The 21,109-nt window shown below is 69.8% G+C and carries 15 protein-coding genes; 8 read left to right on the plus strand and 7 right to left on the minus strand.

Annotation, left to right across the window (positions count from 1 at the left end):
* Positions 1–4: 4 nt before the first annotated feature.
* From KDK95_RS09005 to KDK95_RS09030, 6 genes are all read left to right on the plus strand, one after another.
* Positions 5–1,450 (plus strand): glycoside hydrolase family 28 protein, encoded by a 1,446-nt coding sequence (locus KDK95_RS09005; protein ID WP_212517592.1) that lies wholly within the window; start codon positions 5–7, stop codon positions 1,448–1,450.
* Positions 1,451–1,460: 10 nt separating this feature from the next.
* The gene (locus tag KDK95_RS09010; protein WP_212517593.1) at positions 1,461–3,857 is read left to right on the plus strand and encodes a pectinesterase family protein; all 2,397 of its coding nucleotides are present in this window, start codon (positions 1,461–1,463) and stop codon (positions 3,855–3,857) included.
* Between the two features lie 69 nt (positions 3,858–3,926).
* Positions 3,927–5,282, plus strand: coding sequence for an enolase C-terminal domain-like protein (locus KDK95_RS09015; protein ID WP_212517594.1), 1,356 nt, complete (start codon positions 3,927–3,929; stop codon positions 5,280–5,282).
* Positions 5,279–6,037, plus strand: coding sequence for an SDR family NAD(P)-dependent oxidoreductase (locus tag KDK95_RS09020; protein WP_212517595.1), 759 nt, complete (start codon positions 5,279–5,281; stop codon positions 6,035–6,037). The genes KDK95_RS09015 and KDK95_RS09020 overlap by 4 nt, the downstream gene beginning before the upstream one ends.
* Entirely contained in the window at positions 6,034–7,032 is a 999-nt protein-coding gene (locus tag KDK95_RS09025) for an aldo/keto reductase (protein WP_212517596.1), read from the plus strand. Before KDK95_RS09020 ends, KDK95_RS09025 begins: the two co-directional genes overlap by 4 nt.
* A gap of 22 nt (positions 7,033–7,054) precedes the next feature.
* Complete coding sequence (locus KDK95_RS09030) at positions 7,055–7,915, plus strand: amidohydrolase family protein (protein WP_212517597.1); 861 nt, start codon at positions 7,055–7,057, stop codon at positions 7,913–7,915.
* A 47-nt stretch (positions 7,916–7,962) separates the two neighbouring features.
* Here KDK95_RS09030 and KDK95_RS09035 read toward each other — a convergent pair whose 3' ends face one another.
* Positions 7,963–8,427: a hypothetical protein gene (locus KDK95_RS09035; RefSeq protein WP_212517598.1), complete on the minus strand. Its 465-nt coding sequence runs from the start codon at positions 8,425–8,427 to the stop codon at positions 7,963–7,965.
* Between the two features lie 275 nt (positions 8,428–8,702).
* Here KDK95_RS09035 and KDK95_RS09040 point away from each other — a divergent pair, with 275 nt between their 5' ends.
* Entirely contained in the window at positions 8,703–9,779 is a 1,077-nt protein-coding gene (locus KDK95_RS09040) for a MerR family transcriptional regulator (protein ID WP_212517599.1), read from the plus strand.
* A gap of 131 nt (positions 9,780–9,910) precedes the next feature.
* Here the strand turns inward: KDK95_RS09040 and KDK95_RS09045 are convergent, their stop codons facing one another.
* From KDK95_RS09045 to KDK95_RS09060, 4 genes are all read right to left on the minus strand, one after another.
* A complete protein-coding gene (locus KDK95_RS09045) occupies positions 9,911–12,031 on the minus strand; it encodes a transglycosylase domain-containing protein (RefSeq protein ID WP_212517600.1) in 2,121 nt (706 codons plus the stop codon).
* Between the two features lie 186 nt (positions 12,032–12,217).
* The gene (locus KDK95_RS09050; protein ID WP_307844288.1) at positions 12,218–14,287 is read right to left on the minus strand and encodes an ABC transporter ATP-binding protein; all 2,070 of its coding nucleotides are present in this window, start codon (positions 14,285–14,287) and stop codon (positions 12,218–12,220) included.
* Entirely contained in the window at positions 14,284–16,020 is a 1,737-nt protein-coding gene (locus tag KDK95_RS09055; protein WP_212517601.1) for an ABC transporter ATP-binding protein, read from the minus strand. The genes KDK95_RS09050 and KDK95_RS09055 overlap by 4 nt, the downstream gene beginning before the upstream one ends.
* Positions 16,014–16,631, minus strand: coding sequence for a MarR family winged helix-turn-helix transcriptional regulator (locus tag KDK95_RS09060; RefSeq protein ID WP_212517602.1), 618 nt, complete (start codon positions 16,629–16,631; stop codon positions 16,014–16,016). Before KDK95_RS09060 ends, KDK95_RS09055 begins: the two co-directional genes overlap by 7 nt.
* 202 nt (positions 16,632–16,833) lie before the next feature.
* Here KDK95_RS09060 and KDK95_RS09065 point away from each other — a divergent pair, with 202 nt between their 5' ends.
* Entirely contained in the window at positions 16,834–17,556 is a 723-nt protein-coding gene (locus tag KDK95_RS09065; protein WP_212517603.1) for an SDR family oxidoreductase, read from the plus strand.
* Positions 17,557–17,629: 73 nt separating this feature from the next.
* On the opposite strand, the gene KDK95_RS09070 is transcribed toward KDK95_RS09065, so the two are convergent.
* Positions 17,630–20,395, minus strand: coding sequence for a PKD domain-containing protein (locus KDK95_RS09070; RefSeq protein WP_212517604.1), 2,766 nt, complete (start codon positions 20,393–20,395; stop codon positions 17,630–17,632).
* 128 nt (positions 20,396–20,523) lie between these two features.
* The gene (locus tag KDK95_RS09075; RefSeq protein WP_212517605.1) at positions 20,524–21,108 is read right to left on the minus strand and encodes a hypothetical protein; all 585 of its coding nucleotides are present in this window, start codon (positions 21,106–21,108) and stop codon (positions 20,524–20,526) included.
* Position 21,109: the final 1 nt, after the last annotated feature.

Raw genomic sequence — 21,109 nt, forward strand, 5'->3', positions numbered from 1 at the left:
CTTCATGCGTTCTTCGCGAACCCTCTCCCGCCTCATGCCCTTGCCCCTGCTGGCGCTCTGCACGCTGCTGCTGACGGCGGTTCCCGTCGGCCCCGCGTCCGCGGCCAGCCTTGGCGACCAGCGCAGCGTCAGCGAGCCGACGCTCCCGGGGACCTGCGCCACGCTCACCTCCACGCTGGCCACGCCCAGCTCCCGTCAGTTCACCAGCTCGCAGGAGGCCACCCCGCCGGACACCTCGCGGATCCAGGCGGACCTGACCTCCTGCGCCGGCACCGGAAAGGCCGTCGTGCTCGCGGCCTCCGGCTCCGACACCGCGTTCCTCTCGGCGCCGCTGACCATCGGCGCCGACGAATACCTGGTCATCGACACCGGCGTCACGCTCTTCGCCTCGCGCGTCGCCGCCGATTACCAGTCCAGCTCGGGCGCCACGTGCGGCTCGATCTCCTCCAGCACGAGCAGCGGCTGCAATGCTTTCATCACCGTGGACGGCGCCGACTCCGGCATCGAGGGCACCCAGTCCTCCTCCGGCTCGCAGGGCGCCATCGACGGACGCGGCGACCTCGACATCTACGGCACCTCGACCTCCTGGTGGGCCAACGCGGCCACCGCCAAGGCCGACGGGGACAAGCAGGTCAACCCGCGGCTGATCCAGGCCACCGACGCGAACAGCTTCACCGTGTTCCACATCGACCTGGAGAACTCGCCCAAGGAGCACCTGTACTACGAGGGCGGCACCGGGTTCACCGTCTGGGGCATCCGGATCAAGACCGTCGACACCGCGCTGAACACCGACGGCGTCGACGTCGACTCGACCAAGGACGCGACGGTCGAGGACTCGTACATCATGGACGGCGACGACTGCGTGGCCATGCAGACAAACTCCGCCGAGGACGAGTACCTCTCGGTCATCGGCAACCACTGCTACGGCACGCACGGCATCTCGATCGGCAGCGAGACGACGTACGGCGTGAACTCGGTGCTGGTGAACGAGAACTGGATCCAGGGCACGGACACCAACGGCACCGAGTCCGGCAGCGCTAACGGCATCCGGATCAAGAGCTACAGCAAGGTCGGCGGCACCGTCACGAACGTCGAGTACGAAGACACCTGCATGACGAAGCTGAAGTACCCGATCGAGATCAACCCGTTCTACTCCTCGTCCACGGGCTCGAACTACCCCTACTTCAAGTCCGTGACCATCGACGGCGCGACCGAGACCAGCTCCGTCTCCAGCGCCTCCTCCGCGATCGAGGGCTACAGCTCCAGCTACCCGCTCGGGCTGACGCTCGAGGACGTGAGCCTCGACAGCAACGGCTACACCGCCGAGTACGCGAACGTGTCGTACTACAACTCGACCCTCGTGCCCAGCGGCACCGGCGTGACCACCACGAAGATCAGCGGCTCCGGCTCGGCCCCGAGCTGCTCCTTCGCCGCCTACCCGAGCCTGTAAGGACTCTCCGATGAAGCTGCGCAGCGCCATGCTGCTCGCGGCCGGGACGTCGGCGGCTCTGGCCGCCGGCGTCGTCGCCGCGGTGCCCGCCTCCGCCGCGACCTCGGCCGCGTCGGTCACGCTCACCGTCGCCAAGAGCGGCGCCGAGTACACCACCGTGCAAGCCGCGGTGAACGCCGTGCCGGACGACTCCAGCACCTCGTACACGATCTCGATCGCCAAGGGCACCTACAGCGAGATGGTCAACATCCCGGCCACCAAGCTGCACCTGTCGCTGATCGGCGCCACCGGCAACGCGTCGGACGTCGTGATCACCTCGTCCACCTACTCCGGGGAGACGAACACCAGCACCGGCAGCACGTACGGCACCGAGGGCTCGGCGACCGTGCACGTGAAGGCGAGCAACTTCACCGCGAAGTACATCACCTTCAGCAACACCTTCGACAAGCTGGACTACCCCTCGGTGACCGCGACCCAGGCCGTGGCCATCGCGATGGAGGGCGACCGGCAGGTCTACGAGGACGACATCTTCTACGGCCACCAGGACACGCTGCTGTCCTGGGACTCGACCGCCTCGGCCCAGCTGCGGCAGTACGTCTACGATTCGACCGTCGAGGGCGACGTCGACTTCATCTTCGGCAACGGCGACCTTGTGGTGGACCGCTCGGCCATCAAGACCCTCAACGACGGCATCTACTCCAGCGCCTACCTGACCGCGCCCGCGACGTACTCCGAGGACACGTACGGGATCCTGCTCACCGGCGACACCGTGACGAGCAGCCTCGCGTCGAACGCGGTCTACCTCGGCCGCGCGTGGAAGCCGTACACGGACTCCTCGCCGCAGCTCGTAGTCCGCAACACGAACCTGCCCGCGCAGGTCAACTCCACCGACCCCTATCTGGGGATCAGCGGCGCCACCTGGACCTCCGGCCGTTACTACGAATACGACAACTCGGGGTACGGCGCGAACGCGAGCGAGTCCACGCGGCCGCAACTCACGTCGTCGAACGAGGGCACGTACACCGCGACGAAGTACCTCGCCGGCTCGGACAGCTGGGACCCGGTCGTCTCCGGATCGGCGAACGCGGTGACCACGGCGACCGCAGCGGTGGCCGAGAACGGCCAGGTCGGCGACACGCGCCAGGTGGACCGGCCGACGACTCCCGGCACCTGCCAGACGGTCAACGCGGACTTGGCCGACCCGGCGAACCGCGAGTTCACCGACGCCCAGGAGGCCGCCGCGCCCGACACCGCGCGGATCCAGGCGGCGCTCACCGCGTGCGCGGTCACCGGCGAGGCGGTCGTCCTGGCGCCGAGCGCCGACGGCACCGACACCGCCTTCCTGTCCGCGCCGCTGTCGATCGGCAAGCTGGAGTACCTGGTCGTAGACCCCGGCGTGACGCTCTACGCGTCACGTCAGGCCTCTGACTACGGCACGACCGGCGGCTACGTGCCCTTCATCTCGGTGAGCGGCAACGCCAGCGGCATCGAGAGCATCCGGTCGGATCACCATCGCGATCACTACGGCAACCCGCTCCAGGGAGTCATCGACGGCCGTGGCGACCTGCCGCTCCTCGGCACCACGACGAGCTGGTGGGACCTGGCCGCCGCGGCGAAGACCCAAGGCCTGAAGTCGGATGCGCCGCGGCTGATCCAGGCCACGAAGTCCGATGACTTCACCGTCTACGACGTGACCCTGCGCAACTCGCCGAAGGAGAACATCTACTACAAGCAGGGTGGCGGCCTGCTCGTCCAGGGCGTCGTCATCGAGACGCCGGACACCGCGCTGAACACCGACGGTGTCGACTTCGACAGCTCGGCGTACGGCACGATCCGCGACTCGTGGCTGATGGACGGCGACGACTGCGTGGCGATGGAGGCCAACGACGCCACGGTCGCGCACCTGAGCGTCGAGAACGACCAGTGCTTCGGCACGCACGGCATCTCCGTCGGCAGCGGTACGGCGTACGGCGTCGAGGCGGTGCTCGTCGACCACGATCTGATCGAGGGCAAGGACCTCGACGGCACCGAGTCGGGTATCGCCGCCGGTATCCGGATCAAGTCGTACGCGGGCGCCGGCGGACTCGTCCAGGACGTCGTCTACCGGGACATCGTGATGAACGACCTGGCCAACCCGATCGACATCGACCCGTTCTACGCGACGGCCACCGGCACGAGCGCGCCGGACTTCGCCGGCATCCTCATCGATGGCGCGAATGCGTCGAACTCGCTGCCGGGCGCCCAGGAGATCGTCGAAGGCTACGACGCGGCCGACCCGACCGTGCTCACGCTGCGGAACGTGCACGTCGACGCGACCGCGACCGTCTCCCAGTACGCCCGGATCACCGAGCGGGAGACGAACCTCGGCTTCACCGGGACGGGGGTCGAGGTCCAAGACATCCGATGAATGGCTTGCGCCGGGTCCCTTCGGGCTTCTACATTCAGTCCCACCAGAAGCCTGAAAGGACCCAGCGCCATGTCGGTTGCCCGCGCGCGCATCGCGGCCGTGGAGACCCACGACATCCGGTTTCCCACCTCGCGTGAGCACGACGGCTCCGACGCGATGAATCCGGACCCTGATTACTCGGCGGCGTACGTGGTGCTGCGCGCCGACGTCGCCGACTGCGCCGGCCGGGAGCTCGCGGGCCACGGCTTCGCCTTCACGATAGGTCGGGGCAATGACGTCCAGGTGGCCGCGATCAACGCGCTGCGCTCGCACATCGTGGGCCGCGACCTCGACGAGCTGTGCGCCGACCCGGGCGTGATCAGCCGGGCGCTCGTCGGGGACAGCCAGCTGCGCTGGCTCGGCCCGGAGAAGGGCGTCATGCAGATGGCGATCGGCGCGGTGGTCAACGCCGTCTGGGACCTCGCCGCCAAGCGCGCCGGCAAGCCGGTCTGGCAGTTCCTCGCCGACGCCGAGCCCGAATGGCTCGTCTCGCAGATCGACTTCCGCTACATCGAGGACGCGCTCAGCCGCGACGAGGCCCTCGAGCTCCTGCGCGCCGGGAAGGCCGGCTCCGCCGAGCGCGCCGCGCGGCTGCGCGAGGCCGGCTACCCGGCGTACACCACGTCGCCCGGCTGGCTCGGCTACAGCGACGAGAAGCTGACCCGGCTCGCCAAGCAGGCCGTCGCCGACGGATTCACCCAGATCAAGCTGAAGGTCGGCGCCGACCTCGAGGACGACGTGCGCCGGTTCCGGGCCGCGCGGGCCGCCGTCGGCGACGAACTGCGCATCGCCGTCGACGCGAACCAGCGCTGGAACGTGCCCGAGGCGGTCGACTGGGTCGGCGCGCTGGCCGAGTTCGACCCCTACTGGATCGAGGAGCCGACCAGCCCCGACGACATCCTGGGCCACGCCGCGATCCGCCGGGCCGTCGCGCCGGTGAAGGTCGCCACCGGCGAGCACGTGCAGAACCGCATCGTCTTCAAGCAACTGCTCCAGGCCGGATCGATCGACATCCTCCAGCTCGACTCCGCGCGCGTGGCCGGCGTGAACGAGAACCTCGCGATCCTGCTGCTGGCGGCCAAGTTCGGCGTGCCGGTGTGTCCGCACGCGGGCGGCGTGGGCCTGTGCGAGCTCGTGCAGCACCTGTCGATGTTCGACTACGTGGCCCTGACCGGCACCACGGACGACCGCGTCATCGAGTTCGTCGACCACCTCCACGAGCACTTCACCGACCCGGTGCGGATCAGCGGCGGCAGCTACCTCGCGCCGAGCGCCCCCGGCTTCTCCGCCGAGATGCACCCCGAATCCATCGCGACGTACCGGTTCCCCGACGGTACGTTCTGGATGGCAGACCTGCGTGAGCGCAACGAAGGAGTCGCAGCGTGAGCAGTGCGGAATTCTCCGGTCTCAAGGTCGTCGTCACCGGCGGCGGATCCGGCATCGGCCTGGCCACGGCCACCCTGCTCGCCGAGCGCGGCGCCGCGGTGGCGGTCCTCGACCTGGATCCGTCGTCCGCGCCCGACCCCAAGCTCGGCTTCGTCGCCGACGTGGCCGACGACGAGTCCGTCCGCGCCGCGATCGCGAACGCCGCCGAGGCCCTGGGCGGCATCGACATCCTGGTCAACAACGCGGGCATCGGCGCAGCCGGCACCGTCGAGGACAACGACGACGAGCAGTGGCACCGGGTCTACGACGTGAACGTCGTCGGCATGGTCCGCGTCACCCGCGCCGCCCTGCCGCACCTTCGCGAGTCCGAGCACGCCGCGATCGTGAACACCGCCAGCATCGCCGCCGTCGCGGGCCTCCCGCAGCGCGCGCTCTACAGCGCGACGAAGGGCGCCGTCTACGCCCTGACGCTGGCCATGGCCACGGACCACCTGCGCGAGGGGATCCGCGTCAACTGCGTGCACCCCGGCACGGCCGACACGCCGTGGGTCGGCCGGCTGCTCGACGCCGCCGAGGACCCGGAGGCCGAGCGCAAGGCCCTCGAGGCGCGTCAGCCGATGGGCCGCCTGGTGACGGCCCCTGAGATCGCCGCGGCCATCGCGTACCTCGCGTCCCCGCTCGCCGCCTCCGTCACCGGCACGTCGCTCGCGGTCGACGGCGGCTTCACCGGCCTGCGCCCTCGCCCCGCCGCATGACCGCGCCGCAGCCTCGGCCGAGGTCGCTGCCGCCGCTGACGCTCGGAAAGGTCGGCTTCGGCGGAGCCCCCCTGGGCAACCTCTTCACAGCCATCGACGACGAGGCCGCCCACGCCGCCGTGGACGCAGCCTGGGACTCCGGCATCCGCTACTTCGACACCGCGCCGCACTACGGCCTGGGCCTGTCCGAACGCCGCCTGGGCGCGGCCCTGCGCGACCACCCCCGCGACGACTACGTCCTCTCAACGAAGGTCGGCCGCCTCCTCGACCCCGTCCCCGACGTCGACCCCGCCGATATCCACGCCGCCGACGACCAGGGCTTCGAAGTCCCCGCCACCGTCACCCGCCGCTGGGATTTCACCGCCGACGGCGTGCGCCGCAGCATCGAGGAGAGCCTCGAACGCCTCGGCCTGTCGCGGATCGACATCGCGTACCTCCACGACCCCGACGACCACGTCGAGCAGGCGCTCGACGAGGCGTACCCCGCGCTCGAGAAGCTGCGCGAGGAGGGTGTGCTGCGCGCGATCGGCGTCGGCATGAACCAGAGCGCCGTCCCGACGCGCTTCGTCACCGAGACCGACATCGACGTCGTGCTCCTCGCGGGCCGCTACACGCTGCTGGATCAGAGCGCGAGCAGGGACCTGCTCCCCGCCGCCGAGGCGCGCGGCGTCGCGATCGTCCTCGGGGGCGTCTTCAACTCGGGTCTCCTGGCCGACCCGCGGAACGCCGCCACGTACGACTACGCCCCCGCCCCGCCCGAACTGATCGACCGTGCGCTGGAGATCGAGCAAATCTGCCTCGAACACGGCGTCCCGCTCCGCGCCGCCGCCCTGCAATTCGGCCTGGCCCACCCCGCCGTGGCCAGCGCACTCATCGGCATCCGGGACGCCGCTCAGGCCCGGGATTGCGCCGCGATGGCGGGGGTACCGATACCGGAGATGCTGTGGCAGAGTCTGCGTGAGCGCGGATTGATTGACCGGGACAACGAAGTCTGACGTCAACGAGGTGCTGAAAGATATGACGGCTACTCCGATCGTGGATGCGCACCACCATCTGTGGGACCTGAAGGTCCGCGCCCAGGAGTGGCTGCGAGCCCCCGAGCTCAAGCCGATCTGGCGCGACTTCCCCGTCGAGGAGCTCGAGCCCGAGGCGCGCGCGTCCGGCGTCGATGTGACGATCCTCGTCCAGGCCGCCGCCTCCGTCGACGAGACCCGCGAGTTCCTCGCCTTCGCGGCCTGCAACAAGCTGATCGCCGGCGTCGTCGGATGGATGGACCTCACCGCCGACGACCCGGCCGCCGGCCTCGACGCGCTGCGCAAGGCGCCCGGCGGGCACATGCTCAAGGGCATCCGGCACCTCGTCCAGGACGAGCCCGACCCCGCCTGGCTCACCCGCACCGACGTCCGACGCGGCCTGCGCGCCGTCGCCGAGGCAGGCCTGCCCTACGACCTCCTCGTCAGGCCCGCCCAGGCCCGCGCGGCGCTCGACGCCGTACGGGCCGTCCCCGAGCTCACCTTCGTCCTCGACCACCTGGGCAAACCCCCCATCGCCGACGCCGCCTCGTCCCCCGACCCCCACTGGGCCACCTGGCTCCGCGAGCTCGCCGCCGAGCGCAACGTCGTCTGCAAGCTCTCCGGCATGGTCACCGAGGCCGACTGGAACACGTGGACCATAGGAGACCTCGAACCCTACGTCCGCACCGCCCTCGAGGCCTTCGGCCCCGACCGCGTGATGTTCGGCTCCGACTGGCCCGTCTGCCTGCTCGCCGCCACCTACACCGAGGTCTTCGAGTCCGCCCGCACCCTCACCGACGATCTCAGCGAAGACGAGCGGGCGGCGGTATTCGGCGGCACGGCGGCACGGGTCTACGGCCTGTAGCCGGCCGCGACGAGCCGCCCGGCTAACAGAAAGACGCGCCGAAGGCCTCAGCGCCCCGAAGCGGCCGCCGAAAGAGAGCGGGCGTAATTGACCCGGGCGGCGTAGTCCTGGGCCTGGAACACCGAGGCGACCGGCAGCTGCACCTGGTGCAGGAAGCCGGGGCCCTGGACGACGACCTGGACCGCGCCCTCGGTGCGCTCCTCCTTGGCCAGCAGGAACAGCAGGCCGAGCAGGCAGAACACGAAGAAGACCACAGCGCACACGATCGCCCAGGTGGGGATGCCGCGGGTCGTCCGGGACATGTCCGTGTACGACCAGACGACGCCGCCGATCGGTGCCTGGCCCGAGGGAGTGATCACGGTGGTGCTGGTGCACACGATGTCGCCGATCGTCACCAGCACCGGACCCGCGCCCTGCGCCGCGGCCTGCGCGGCGTCCATGGGTTCTCCCCACGGCTGCTGTCCCTGCTGGTAGGGCTGCTGCGGGGGCCCGTAGGGCGGCTGAAAGGCCATAGCAGTATGTTGCCAGATATTCGCTCCCCGCGCGGCCGCAACGGGCGCGCAAGGGCGGCGCGCAAGGGCGTCAACCCGACGCCGTGAACGTCACCGTTGACCCACGTGCTTGACTCTCCCCTCAGGGCCGGGCCCAGCATCGGCGGGGCCGGGCGGATTCGGCCGCCGGGCTGAGGAAGGCATGCGAGAGGGAACGGGTGCGGACTATGGCGGCGGACGGGGCCACGGGGCCGGGTGCTAGCGCGAGTGCGGGTACGGCGGCGAACGGCCCTGCGGTGGAGGCACTGCTGACCATCGGGGCGTTCGCGCGCACGTCGCGGCTCTCGATCAAGGCGCTGCGGCTCTACGACGAGATCGGCCTGCTGCCGCCGGCCTGCACCGACCCGGAGACCGGCTACCGGTACTACGCGCCCGCTCAGCTGGAGCGGGCGCGGTTGGTCGCGTGGCTGCGGCGGGTCGGGATGCCGCTCGCGGGGATTCGGCGGGTATGCGACCTGCGGGAAAGCGATCGGGGCGCGGCCGTCGGCGAGATCCGCGAGTACTGGGCGCGGGTCGAGGCTGACACGGCGGCCCGGCGCGAGCTCGTCGCCTTCCTCATCGAGCAGTTGTCAGGGAAGGACGACATCATGACCACCAGTCAGACCACTGCGCGGCCCCTGCGGATGCGGTACGCCGCGCTGTCCGATCGCGGTTCGGTGCGCACGCGGAACCTGGACGCGGCGTACGCGGGGCCGCGGCTGTTCGCGGTCGCGGACGGGTTCGGCGAGCGCGGCGACGCGGCCAGCAGCAGGGCGATCGACACGCTGCGGGCGGTCGACGCCGTCGAGTCGGGCGACCTGCTGAACGTGCTTCAGGACGCGGTCGACCGGGCCCACCGGGCGGTGGGGGAGATCGGCGAGGAGTCGTCGTCGGGCACGACGCTCACCGCGATGCTGTGGACGGGCTCGGAGCTCGGGCTCGTGCACATCGGCGACTCGCGTGCGTACCTGCTGCGCGACGGCAGCCTCCGGCAGATCACCCACGACCACACCCTCGTGCAGTCCATGCTCGATGAGGGCCGGATCACGCCGCAGGAGGCCGAGTCACACCCGCAGCGCACGCTGCTCGTGCAGGCCGTCGGCGCGAGCGACACGACGCCGGAGCCGGAACTGCGCGTCACGGACGTCCGCGCGGGGGACCGGTACCTGCTGTGCACGGACGGACTCTCGCGGAGTGTCGCGGAGTCCGAGATCCGGCGTGTGGTGCAGGGGAGCGAGGAGCCGGCGGAGGCGGTCGCGGCCCTGATCGAGCTCGCGGGCCAGGCGGGTGGGGAGGACAACGTGGCCTGCGTCGTCGCGCACGTCGCCGAGTAGGGAAGACGGCGACTTCCGCCGCGGACGGGACGAGAGCTGAGTTGCGACGCATGCGCCGGCCGCGACGGAGGGGTGGGCCGCGACGCAACGGCGGGCCCCGACACAGGTGCTGGCCGCGACGGAGCAGCGGGTCAGCCGATCGGCGGGAAGCCGGTGGGGGCGGTGAAGTCCTCCACCGGCTGGCCCTTCAGCGCGCCCGCCATCGCCTCCTGCCAGGTCGGCGCGGAGATGGTGGCGCCGAAGATCTGCTGGGCCCAGTACGTGCCGCCGACCGTCATGTAGCCCATGAAGTCGCCGCGCCGCGGGCTGATGAAGCCGGTCCAGACGGCGGTGGCCAGCTGCGGGGTGAAGCCGTCGAACCAGGTCGCGATCGACTGCGTCGTGGTGCCGGTCTTGCCGGCCGACGGGCGGTCCAGGCCCAGGCCCTGGGCGGTCGCTCCGGGCTGGGTGAGCACGCCTTCCAGCATCGCGGTCAGCTCGTTCGCCAGGTTGGGGTCGATGACCTGGGCGCAGTCCGGGTGCTCGGCCGGGTACTGGCGGCCGGTCAGGCCGGCGACCGCGGTGATCACGTAGGGGCGGCAGTACACGCCGTGCGCGGCGACGGTCGCGTAGGCGGCGGCCATCTCGACCGGGGTGATCAGGTTCGTGCCCAGGGTGAACGAGGCGATCTGCTCCAGCGGGGATCCGGTGCCGGTGTCGTTGTCCAGGGTGACGCCCATCGATTGCGCGATCGTGGCGGGCAGGCACAGCCCGGTCTGCGTCTCCAGCGTCAGGAAGTAGGTGTTGACGGAGTACCAGTACGCCTCGGGCAGTGTGCCGGTGAAGCCCCTGCCGTCGTCGTTGTTCGGCGAGTAGCTGGCGGGCCAGATGATCGTCTTCGGGTGGCCTGGCACGCATACCGGCAGCCGCAGGCCGCCCTCGACCAGCGGGCTGGCCACGGTCAACTTCGTCGACGGGTCCCAGCCGTCCTCCAGCGCCGCGAGGCCCTCGAAGATCTTGAACGACGAGCCGGCCTGGTACCCGCCTCCGCCGCCGTGCGACGGATCCGCGGCCAGGTCCACGTACGTCTCGCCGTAGCCGCTGCCCATCGGCTTCGACTGCGCGATCGCGGTGATGGCACCGGTTCCGGGCGTGATCATGGCCAGTGCGCTCGCGACCTTGTCGCCGGGATTGGTGTGGTCGGCGACGGCCTTCGCGCCGGACGCCTGGTCCTGCGGCACGAGCGTCGTCCTGACGACGAGTCCGCCCTCGTTCCACAGGTGCTCGCGCGCGGCCTTCGTCGATCCGTACGCCGTGTTGTCGATGAACGTGTCGTAGACGTAGGTGCAGAAGAACGCCTCGTTGCCCGCGCCCACGCAGCCGTCCGTCTCGTTGCCCGGGTTCAGGCCGAGCGGCTGCTTCTCGTCGGCGCCGGCCTGCTTCGCCGTCAGGTAGCCCTGCTTGGCCATGTCCGCGAGCACGAGGTTCCGGCGCTGGAGCACCGGGCCCGCGTTGGTGAACGGGTTGTACTGGCTCGGGCTGTTGACGATCGCGGCGAGCATCGCGGCCTGGTCGGCGTCGAGGTTCGCGGCCGACGTGCCGAAGTACGTCTGCGCCGCGACCTGCACGCCGTACGCGCCGTTGCCGTAGAAGATCAGGTTGAGGTAGCCGGAGAGCAGCTGATCCTTGCTCATCTCCTGCACGAGCGAGATCGCGTCGCGCAGCTCGGTGAGCTTGCGGGCGAACGTGTCCGCCTGCGCGGCGTCGCGCAGGCGCGTGTTGTCGCCGGCCTCCAGCTCCAGCGCGTTCTTCACGTACTGCTGCGCGATCGTCGAGCCGCCCTGGAGGCTGCCGCCGTTCGAGTTGTGGATCAGCGCGCGCAGCGTGCCCTTCAGGTCGATGCCGCCGTGCTGGTAGAAGCGCTGGTCCTCGACCGCCACTATCGCGTGCTGCATCAGAACGCTGATCTTCGAGAGCGGCACGACCACCCGGTTGCTCTCGTTGTCCGGGTTCCAGGTCGTCGCGATCACCGAGCCGTCGGACGCCTCGATCGTGTTGCGCTGCGGCAGTTCCGGCAGTTGGAAGGCCGCGGGCAGCGTCAGGAAGTGGTCGGAGACGGCCTTCGCGCCCAGGCCCACGCCCGCCACGGCCGGCAGCACCATGCCCGCGACCAGGGCGCCGGCGAGCGCGCTGACCACGATGAAGGAGATCAGACCGATCAGGAATCCGGTGATCCGGTCGATGCCGCGCTGCACCCCGCCCGTGCTCGCCATGCCCTAGAGGTTAATCCCGTCGCACCCGCATGGGGAGGGCGTTCGGAGCAAAACGGCGGCGTACTGGCGGCGATTCGGTGCAGGCGGCCCTTCCATGAAGATCGTCGGGGCGCTCGTCGGACCCCGGAAGACGCCGCGGCGCCCGGTGGGAGCCGGGCGCCGCGGACTGCACTGCGATCTGTGCGCTTACTCGACCTCGGCCACGGCCTGCGCGAACTGCGCCTCGTACAGCCGCGCGTAGGCGCCGCCGACGTCCAGCAGCTGGTCGTGGGTGCCCTGCTCGACGATCCGGCCGTCCTCCATCACCAGGATCAGGTCGGCGTCCCGGATCGTGGAGAGCCGGTGCGCGATCACGAAGCTGGTGCGGCCCTGGCGCAGCGAGTTCATCGCGCGCTGGATCAGCACCTCGGTGCGGGTGTCGACCGAGCTGGTCGCCTCGTCCAGGATCAGGATCGCCGGCTCGGCCAGGAAGGCCCGCGCGATCGTGATCAGCTGCCGCTCGCCCGCCGAGACCGAGGAGGCCTCGTCGTCCAGGACGGTCTCGTAGCCGTCCGGCAGCGTGCGCACGAAGCGGTCCACGTGGGTGGCCTGCGCCGCCCGGACGATCTGCTCCCGCGTCGCCGACGGCACGCCGTAGGCGATGTTGTCCGCGATCGTGCCGCCGAACAGCCACGCGTCCTGCAGCACCATGCCGGTGCGCGAGCGCAGATCCTCGCGGGTCATCTTCGCGATGTCCACGCCGTCCAGGGTGATGCGGCCCTCGTCGATCTCGTAGAACCGCATCAGCAGGTTGACGAGGGTGGTCTTGCCGGCGCCGGTCGGGCCGACGATCGCGACCGTCTGGCCCGGCTTGACCGACAGCGACAGGTCCTGGATCAGCGGCACGTCCGGCTTGTAGCGGAACGAGACGTCCTCGAACTCCACGTGCCCGCGCACCTGGTCCACGGTCGGCGCGTGCGTGTCGTCCGGGGCCTGCTCGGGGGCGTCGAGCAGCGCGAAGACCCGCTCGGCCGAGGCCACCGCCGACTGCAGCAGGTTCGACATGCTGGCCACCTGGGTGACCGGCTGGTTGAAGCTGCGCGAGTACTGGATGAAGGCCTGCACGTCGCCGATCGAGAGCGAGCCGGTGGTGACCTTGAGCGCGCCGACCACGGCGACGAACACGTAGTTCACGTTGCCCAGGAACATCATCGCGGGCTGGATGCAGCCGGAGATGAACTGCGCCTTGAACGAGGCGTGGTAGAGCGTCTCGTTCTGCTCGTCGAACTCGGCGATCGCGTCCTGCTGCCGGCCGAAGACCTTCACCAGGGTGTGTCCGGTGTACTGCTCCTCGATGTGCCCGTTCAGCCGGCCGGTGGTGCCCCACTGCTTGACGAACTGCGGCTGCGCCCGCTTGCCGATCCGCGCGGCCAGCCACACCGAGACCGGGATCGTCACCAGCGCGAGCAGCGCCAGCTCCCAGGAGATGGTGAACATCATCGTCAGCACGCCGACGATGGTCATCAGCGACAGGGCGATCTGGCTCAGCGTCTGCTGCAGGGTCTGCGACAGGTTGTCCATGTCGTTGGTGACCCGGGAGAGGATCTCGCCGCGCGGCTGGCCGTCGAAGTAGCTCAGCGGCAGCCGCGACAGCTTCGCCTGCGCGTCCCGCCGCATCCGGTAGACGGCGCGCTGCACCAGCGACGTGGTGATCCGGCCCTGGAAGGCCAGCATCAGCGAGGAGAAGGTGTAGATCAGGGCGACCGTGCCGAGCGTGCGCCCGATCGCGCCGAAGTCCAGGCCGACGCCGGGTGTGAAGTCGACGCTGCCGAGCACGGAGCGGATCGCGGCGGGCACGTGCGGGTCGGCCAGCACCTGCGCGCGGGTCTCCCCGGCGAACTGCGCCGTGTCCTTGCCGGCGACGCCGGCGAAGATCAGGTTGGTCGCGTTGCCGAGGATCCTCGGGCCGAGCACGTTCAGCGTCACGCCGATCGCGGTCAGCGTCAGCGCGAAGATCATCAGCGGACGCTCGGGGCTGAGCGTGCTCAGCAGCCGCTTGCTCGAACCCTTGAAGTTCAGCGCCTTCTCGGTGGACCGTCCGGCCATGAACGCGGCCGGGCCGCCGCGCCGCTCGCCGGCCTGCGGGCCGAGCCCGCGCTGCGGTACGACGCGCTCGCCGGCCGTGCCGGTGGCCGCACCGCCGGGCGCGGTGCCCGCGGGTGCTCCGCCGGGCGCGGCTCCGGCCGGGCGCCTGTCCTGGGGCTGCTCGCCGCTCACGCCGCCGCCTCCTGCTCCGTCAGCTGGGAGAGCACGATCTCCCGATAGGTCTCGTTGCCGTCCATCAGTTCGGCGTGCGTGCCGGTGCCGACCACCCGGCCGGCGTCGAGCACGATGATCGAGTCGGCGTGCCGGATGGTGCTCACCCGCTGCGCGACGATGACGACGGTCGCCTCCCGCGTCTCGCGCGCCAGCGCGGCGCGCAGCCGCGCATCGGTGGCGTAGTCGAGGGCGGAGAAGGAGTCGTCGAACAGGTAGATCTCCGGCCGGCGCACCAGCGCCCGCGCGATCGCGAGCCGCTGCCGCTGGCCGCCGGACACGTTCGTGCCGCCCTGGGCGATCGGCGACTGCAGGCCGTCCGGCATGGCCTCGACGAAGTCCTTGCCCTGCGCGATCTCCAGCGCGTGCCAGAGCTCTTCGTCGGTCGCGTCCCGGTTGCCGTAGCGCAGGTTGCTCGCCACGGTTCCGGAGAACAGGTAGGGGCGCTGCGGCACGTAGCCGACGGCCTTGGTCAGCACGTCCGGGTCGAGTTCGCGCACGTCCACGCCGTCCACCAGCACCGCGCCGCCGGTCACGTCCATCAGCCGCGGGATCAGGGACAGCAGCGTGGTCTTGCCGGCGCCGGTCGAGCCGATGATCGCGGTGGTCTCGCCGGGCCGGGCCAGCAGGCTCACGTCCTGCAGCACCGCCTTCTCGGCGCCCGGGTAGCAGAACTCGGCCGAGCGCAGCTCCATCGTGCCGTGCACCGCGTCGGGCACCCGCGGGTTCGCCGGCGGCACCACGCTGCTCTCGGTGGTCAGCACCTCGCGGATGCGCTCGGCGCTGACCGTGGCGCGCGGCACCTGCATGAACGTGAAGACCGTCATCATGATCGACATCAGCGTCTGCATCAGGTAGCTGAGGAACGCGGTGAGTGCGCCGATCTGCATCCGGCCGTCGTTGATCAGGTGCCCGCCGAACCAGAGCACCGCGACGCTGGAGAGGTTCACGACCAGCATCACCGACGGGAACATCAGCGACATCAGCTTGCCCGCGCCGAGCGAGACCTGCAGCAGCTCGTTGCTCGCGTCCTCGAAGCGGTCGCGCTCGCGGTCGTCGCGGACGAACGCGCGCACCACCCGCACGCCGGTGATCTGCTCGCGCAGCACGCGGTTGATCGAGTCGAGCTTGCCCTGCGTGGCCCGGAACAGCGGCACCATGCGGGAGATGATCAGGCCGAGCACGATGGCGAGCACCGGGATGATCACGACCAGCAGCCCGGAGAGCGTGACGTTCTGGTTCAGCGCCATCACGATGCTGCCGACCATCATGATCGGCGCGGAGACCGTCATGATGAAGAACAGCAGCACCAGCATCTGCACCTGCTGCACGTCGTTGGTGCTGCGGGTGATCAGCGACGGGGTGCCGATGCCGCCGATCTCGCGCGCCGAGAAGCGCTGCACCTGGCGGAACTGCGCCGAGCGCAGGTCCCGGCCGACGGCCATCGCCGTGCGCGCGGCGAAGTAGACGGCGCAGATCTGGCAGGCGATCTGGCCGAGGGTGATCCCCAGCATCAGCGCGCCGGTCCGCCAGATGTAGCCGGTGTTCCCGGTCAGCACCCCGGTGTCGATGATGTCGGCGTTCAGCGTCGGGAGGTAGAGCATCGCGAGCGTGGCGAGGAACTGCAGCCCGACGATGAAGGCGATCGGCCTTCGATACGGCCGCAGGTACTCGCGTAAGAGCTTGACTAGCACTGTGCGTTCCCCCGGTTCGGTTGGTCGGTGGCGTGGACGTCGTTGTCTGACACGGGCGGGATCTCCTGCACGATGGCGAAGTTGTTCTCGATCACGGTGATCAGGAAGTTGCGCAGCGACTCCTCGAGTTCCGGATCGAGGTCGCGCGTGATGGCTTCGTTGGCGGCGGCGAAGCGGGCGCCGATCTGCTCGGCGCGCTCATGGCCGGTCTCGGTGAGCAGCAGCCAGACCACGCGCCGGTCGGCCTGGTCGCGCTCGCGGCGGACGTAGCCCGCCTTCTCCAGCGTGGAGACGATGCCGGTGAGGGTGGCGGGGGTGATCAGGCAGCGCTTGGCCAGTTCGCTGTGCGTCGCCCGGCCCGGCGTGCCGGCGTCGAGACCGCGGCCGGTGCCGAAGGCGAGCGCGCTGAGCACGGCGGCGGAGCCGGGGCTCAGCCCGTCCTCCTCCGCGAATACCCGCCGGAAGGAGTGGCCGACGGACTGCCCGGCGAGCCCGACCAGCCGCATCAGCGGCGAGTCGAGCAGCCGCCTGCGCAGGCCGGCGAACTCCTCCGGGTCGGACGCCGCGCTGTGGAAGGCGGCGTGCAGCGACTTCGCGTGATCCTCTCGCACGCGAAAAGGTTAGTGCCCTAACTGTTAGGGCGCAAAGTTATTTTCCGACCGGCCCGAGCAGCCGCAGCACGGCCTCCGTGAGCTCGTCGGCGAGCGCCTCATCGCGCTCCATAGCCCCATTTTACTGGACATTATGTCTCGTAATAGGCTGGAGCCTTTCCGAGGCAGAATGTCTCGTAATTACGGGAGGAGTCTGTCTGTCATGGCGCAGCACACCGTGATCGTCGGCGGCACGGCCGGGATCGGCCTCGCCGCCGCGCGGCAGCTGGCCGCCGAGGGCCACCGGGTGACCGTCGTGGGCCGGGACGCGGAGCGGATGAAGCAGGCGGTGGCCGAGATCGGCGGCGAGGGCACGCAGGGACGGGTCGCGTCGACGGGCGACCGCCCGGCCCTGGACGCGCTGTTCGCCGAGCTCGGCTCGCTCGACAACCTCGTCGTCACGGCGCCCGGGACCGGCGCCCCCGGCCCGCTGGCCGAACTCGACCTCGATGCTCTCGAGGAGGCCTTCCGGACCAAGTTCATCGGCCTCGCGCACACCATCCAGGCCGCGCTGCCCTACCTGGCCGAGGATCAGGGTTCGATCACGGTGGTCAGCGCGGCCTCGGCGCAGCAGGCGCTGCCGGGCACGGCCGGCCTGGCCGCCGTCAACGGCGCCGTCGAGACCTTGGTCCCGACCCTCGCGCTGGAACTCGCTCCGATCCGCGTCAACTGCGTCTCGCCGGGCGTCGTCGACACCGCCTGGTGGAACCGCGTCGTGCCGCCCGAGCAGCGCGCCGCCGTGCTGGACAGCTTCGTCGCCGGAACCCCGGTCGGCCGGGTGGGCAAGCCCGAGGACATCGCCGACGTCATCGCGCTGCTGGTGCGCAATCGGTTCGTCACCGGCATCGTGGTCCCGGTCGAGGGCGGCGCGCGGCTCAAGCCGTAAGCGCCACGCCGTAGCAAAAACGGGTCGGCCGCCGGATGGCTTTCCGGCGGCCGACCCTGGGCGTTGCGTTACCTCAGCTCACGTTGAGCGCGGTGTCGTCGAGGACGAACGAGGTCTGATACTCGAAGTCCTCCGCACCCGTGAACTTGAGGGTGACGGTCTGGCCGGCGTACGAGGCCAGGCTGAAGGTGTGCTGCGCGTAGCCGGTGTTGTGGTCGAGGTTGGAGTAGGTGTGCAGGGTCGAAAGGACCGTGCCGCCGGAGTTGAGCACCTGCACCTTGAGCGTGTCGTACGCGGTCGAGGTGGAGGTCTCGGCGGTATTGATGTGCAGCCAGAAGCTCAGGTTGTAGTTGGTACAGCCGCTCGGCAGCGTCACGGTCTGCGCGAGCGTGTCGGTGTCGGTCGTGCCCCAGCCGTCGAGCCAGGCGTCATAGGTTCCGCTGTGCGGCGGTTCCGACGTGCTGCTGTTGATCACCTCGACCGGCGAATGCGTCGAGGTCACTGTCCACGGCGCGGTGTTCGATGCGCCGCCCTCGAAGCCTGGATCGCCGAGCAGTTGCGAGGACGGACAGCCGGTGCCGGTCGGGGTGACGCTCGCTTCGTTGCTCTGCGCGCTTTCCCCGATCGCGTTCACGGCGGTGACCTTGTAGTAGTACGTCTGGCCTGCCGTGAGCCCGGTATCGGTACACGAATTCACCGCGCCGAGTCCCGAGCAGCCGCCTGAGGTCAGCAGCGTCTCGGTACCGCTCGACGTGCCGCGGTAGACCTTGTACGAGGTGATGTTGACGCCTCCGTTGCTCGAGGGCGTCGTCCAGCTCAGTGATGCCTGGCCGGTCCCAGGCGACGCGGTCAGCCCTGTCGGCGCTCCTGGTGCAGTTCCCTGCACAGGCGATGCCGTGATGGTGACGGTCGACGATGCCGTGTTCGCCGGGCTTGCACTGTCGGTGACCGTGAGCGTCGCGGTGTACGTGCCCGCAGCCGAGTACGTGTGGCTCGGGTTCTGGCTCGTGCTCACCGCCGATCCGTCACCGAAGTTCCAGCTGTACGTGTAGCCGGGCGTGCCGCCGGTCGCCGTGCCGGTGAATGTCACTCCCAGGGGAATCTGGCCGGATGTCGGATTCGCGGAGGCTGTCGCCGCAAGCGGATTGCCGACCGCGCTCACGTTGGTCGTGACCTGGGACGTAGCCGTCTTCGCAGGCGACGAGCCGTCGGTCACGGTAAGCGTCGCAGTGTACGTACCCGCACCCGAATACGTGTGGCTCGGATTCTGCGCCGTGCTCGTCGCGCCGTCGCCGAAGGTCCAGTTGTACGTGTACGGAGCCGTGCCGCCGGTCGCCGTGCCGGTGAAGTTCACCGTCAGCGGCGCGTTGCCCGTGGATGGAGAGCCCGTCGCCGAGGCCGACAGCGGTGTCGATCCCTGGACCCAGAAGTCCTCCAGCGGATCACCCAGAGCCGATTGGTCCGCCGTCGTCATCGGGAACGTGGACGTGCCGATGCTGTCGCTGGAGTTGATGATGCCGGACTTGACGTTCTCCATCGTCCGCTCCATCGCCGCGAGAACGTTGCTCGTGGTGTACGCGACATGGCTCAGGTAGTGCTGCTTGACGTAGGTCGGCGACCCGATCACGACGATCGGCACCCGGTACGTGTTGCTCACGTGGTCCGGACCGTTGTTGCCGTTCTGGGTGTCGTCCTCCGTGACGATGATCAGCGTGTTGTCCTTGTACGTCGGGTTGCTCATCAGGGAGCTCACGACGTCGTTGGTCGCCGAGTCGTTCGTCGGGATGTCCTGGTAGGTGCCGGGGTGGTCGTTGAACAGCTCCACGAAGCTGTAGGCCGGCAGGCCGTTCGTCTTCACGAAGTTGTCGTAGTCGTTCGCGACCGTCGTGTCCGGGATGTTCTGGCCGCTGCACGTGTACTCGTTGTAGTGCAGCTCCTCCGGGATGGTCGTGCCCGGCCGGTCCGGTGGCAGCACTTCGAGCTTGCCGTCGGCCGGGTTGCGCCAGTAGCCGCTGCCGCTGCTGAGCATCCAGTAGAAGTCGCCGTTCATGACGAACGTGTACGGGCTGCTGCCGCTACTCGTGCCCGTCGGCGCGGTGCACGCGCTGGTGCCCTCGTCCTCGGGACCGTCGTCGCCGGTGAGGAACCGGTCGAACTGCGTGCCGTTGCCCGGGTAGGTCTGCTGCTGCGAACTCGACTGCGACTGCCCGGAGAACAGCCACCAGTGGTTGGGGCCGCTCGGCGGCTGCGTCCCCGTGCTGTAGGAGTCGTCGAGCGCGTAGGTCTTGGCCATCGAGTGCAGGTACGGCACCGAGCTGATGTGGTTGGTGCTCTCCACCTTGCCGTTGCAGCCGGCGATGACGGTGGTCGCGCAGTCGCCCAGGTAGTCGTCGAAGGTGTGGTTCTCCCGGTAGATGATCACGAAGTGCTGGAACGGCGGGAAGTACGGGGCGAGCGGGTTGGTCGCCGTCTCCGGGGTCTGCACCTCGGCCTGGTTCAGGTCGCGCGGCGCGATCGAGGGACGGTTGACGATGGTGAAATCGTGCGGCTGCGGGAACTTCCGGAACTCCGTGCCCGGTGCCGCGAACACCGCGCCGGTGCAGTCGTAGTTGTCGGGGATGTAGCTCTGCGGCCGCTTGCCGACCGGCAGGCTCTTGGCGTCCGCCGGATCGGCCTTCGGGTTCCAGCCCTTGAGGGTGCACGAGCCGACCCCGGTGGCCGGGTGGCGGGTTCCGGCGCCGGCCGAGGCCGAGCCCGCGCCGAGGCTGAACGTGGTGGGTAGGACGACGGCGGCCAGGATCGCTGCCGCGCGCGCCATCCTTGTCTTACGCCCGATCATCGTTGCTCCTTATGGCAATCGCGGGGCGCGAGTGGGTGGGTAACGCCCGTATGGTCCGGGCGATCCCCGCCGAAGACAAGGACCCTGAGGGCCGATTTTAATAAATTTCTAAGGTGGATCTCACGCGTTCACCGGGACGCCACGGGGATCTCGCGTCGCGTTGCCTCGCCGATCAGCGCCTCGTTGGCATCAGGCCTCAGCGACAGCAGCGCTGCGGCGAAAAGGCCTGGTCGGGCCACGCGTCTGGCCCCGGGAACCGGGCCGCGGTACCGAACCTCCGCGACGATCTCGCGGTGCAGCGCGGCCTCGCTCTGGTCCAGCGCGGTGTAGAGCACGAGCGTCAGATGCTCGGCGACGTACATCATCAGCTTCTTGCGACCGGGTACCGGCGGCAGCAGATGGCGGATGCGATCCACCTCCCGCTCCAGCGCGTCGTTCGTGAGCAGTTCGATCGCGCTGCACGTCCGCACGCCGGTGACCCGGTCCCACTCGTGCGGCTCGCCGTCGAAGCCGACCTGCGTGCCGTCCAGATGAAGGGCGCCGAACCGGTCCAGGATCCCGAGCGGCCCGGCGTCGAGCAGCGGGGACGCCGGCCTGCGGATCAGTATCCCGGCGAGCGTGCACTTCCACGGATTCGTCCACGGGAGAGTGGTCGCCGGGACCGCGTCGATGGATTCGCGCATCCACCGGCCGCCCCGGCCGACGACGTCCATG

The organism is Actinospica acidithermotolerans, assembly GCF_018139625.1.
In the GTDB taxonomy this organism is placed as follows: domain Bacteria; phylum Actinomycetota; class Actinomycetes; order Streptomycetales; family Catenulisporaceae; genus Actinospica; species Actinospica acidithermotolerans.

What these genes read in the sequence shown, in the direction of transcription:
- KDK95_RS09015 (WP_212517594.1), top strand. Translation starts at nt 3,927, where the DNA reads ATGTCGGTTGCCCGCGCGCGCATCGCGGCCGTGGAGACCCACGACATC.
- KDK95_RS09025 (WP_212517596.1), top strand. Translation starts at nt 6,034, where the DNA reads ATGACCGCGCCGCAGCCTCGGCCGAGGTCGCTGCCGCCGCTGACGCTC.
- KDK95_RS09065 (WP_212517603.1), top strand. Translation starts at nt 16,834, where the DNA reads ATGGCGCAGCACACCGTGATCGTCGGCGGCACGGCCGGGATCGGCCTC.
- KDK95_RS09010 (WP_212517593.1), top strand. Translation starts at nt 1,461, where the DNA reads ATGAAGCTGCGCAGCGCCATGCTGCTCGCGGCCGGGACGTCGGCGGCT.
- KDK95_RS09005 (WP_212517592.1), top strand. Translation starts at nt 5, where the DNA reads ATGCGTTCTTCGCGAACCCTCTCCCGCCTCATGCCCTTGCCCCTGCTG.
- KDK95_RS09045 (WP_212517600.1), bottom strand. Translation starts at nt 12,031, where the DNA reads ATGGCGAGCACGGGCGGGGTGCAGCGCGGCATCGACCGGATCACCGGA.
- KDK95_RS09070 (WP_212517604.1), bottom strand. Translation starts at nt 20,395, where the DNA reads ATGATCGGGCGTAAGACAAGGATGGCGCGCGCGGCAGCGATCCTGGCC.
- KDK95_RS09075 (WP_212517605.1), bottom strand. Translation starts at nt 21,108, where the DNA reads ATGGACGTCGTCGGCCGGGGCGGCCGGTGGATGCGCGAATCCATCGAC.
- KDK95_RS09035 (WP_212517598.1), bottom strand. Translation starts at nt 8,427, where the DNA reads ATGGCCTTTCAGCCGCCCTACGGGCCCCCGCAGCAGCCCTACCAGCAG.
- KDK95_RS09030 (WP_212517597.1), top strand. Translation starts at nt 7,055, where the DNA reads ATGACGGCTACTCCGATCGTGGATGCGCACCACCATCTGTGGGACCTG.